Annotated in this window: 1 protein-coding gene and 1 pseudogene; both read right to left on the reverse strand. The window is 66.9% G+C overall.

Going from position 1 to position 1,400, the window contains the following annotated elements:
• Positions 1-164 precede the first annotated feature (164 nt).
• On the reverse strand, positions 165-1,148 hold the full coding sequence (locus ACZ5GT_RS40770; protein WP_469037006.1) for an IS481 family transposase: 984 nt from the start codon (positions 1,146-1,148) through the stop codon (positions 165-167).
• Between the two features lie 107 nt (positions 1,149-1,255).
• Positions 1,256-1,400 (reverse strand): annotated as a pseudogene (locus tag ACZ5GT_RS40775) (glutathione S-transferase family protein); the annotation flags it as partial.

Here is a 1,400-nt window from a genome sequence, read left to right on the forward strand (position 1 = left end):
GAGACTCGAGCCTTCGGCTCATGCGCTTTCGAGGCCGAAACGGCGAGACGGGCCTCAACCCTTTGAGGTGTCTCGTAAGACTCGACGCAGGGGGTTGCGTCGGCGTTCGACGTCCAGGTCCAATGCTGAGCTGTGTGTAGTGCGGTCCTTGGTCCGGGTGCTGACTAGCTGTACTGACCTGAGAGGTTGGGAACGCGGGCTGCTGGTGGGTGTCCGCCGAGTGCGGTGTGGCCGCGGTGATGATTGTAGGTGTGTAGCCAGGTCGTGAACTCGTGGCAGCGTTCGGTGTCGCTTCGATAGGCGCGGGCGTAGGCCCATTCGTCGGCGAGGGTCCGGTGGAAGCGTTCGACCTTGCCGTTGGTTTGGGGTCGGTAGGGGCGGGTCCGTTTGTGGACGACCGGGCCGAGGGCTTCGGCGAAGGTGCGGGATCGGTAGCAGGAACCGTTGTCGGTCAACACCTTGGTGATGGTGACGCCGTTGCCGGTGAACCAGGCTGCGGCGCGGGACCAGAACGCGGCGGCGGTGTCTTTGCGTTCATCGGCGAGTAGTTCGCTGTAGGCCAGGCGGGAATGGTCGTCGAGTGCGGTGTGCAGGTAGTGGTAGCCGATCACCGGGTGACCCGAGCGGCTGCGGGCCCGGGTGTGGTTGCGGGCGTTGCGGCTGCCGCCGGCGCGGCCGAGCACCCGCCAGCCACCACCGTCGGGGATCTTGCCGAGTTTCTTCACATCCACGTGCACCAGATCACCGGGACGGGCATGTTCGTAGCGGCGGATGATCTGTCCGGTTGCCCGGTCCAGCCACGCCAGCCGGGCCAGGCGGTAGCGGACCAGGACCCGGTGCACTGTCGAGGGATGCAGACCGAGGAGATAGCCGATACGGGCCGGGCCCCAGCGGCGCAGGACCCGCACTTTGATGATGCGCCGCTCGGTGCGTGTCGGTGTCCGGGCAGGGCTGTGATGCGGGCGGCTGGACCGATCGGTCATCGCCGCGGCACCGGCGAGGCGATATCGGTCGGCCCACCGTTTGGCGGTGGTCGCCGAGACCTGGAATCGTTCGGCGGCGCGACGCAGGGGCCAGCCGTCCTCGACGACACAACGAGCCAGCCGTAACCGGCCCAACTCCGACAACGGGGCATTACGGTGGACCACGAAGACCTCCGATGGATGAGTGCGTTCCTAGACAGCTCGCACTTCACTCGGAGGTCTTCGCCTTTGTCAGCTCGACACGCCGTCACCAACGTTCATGGTCAGTACAACTAGCGGGGTCCGTGGTCCTCCGGGACCATTTCGGCCGGGACCGGGGGTGGTGGGGGTGTGCCGTCGCCGAAGGGACGGCCGCCCAAAGATTCGCGGCCGTGGGGGGCGAGCCAGTTGGTGAGGTTCGGGCCCTTGGGGACGATC

This window comes from Streptomyces sp. NPDC031340, assembly GCF_055569945.1.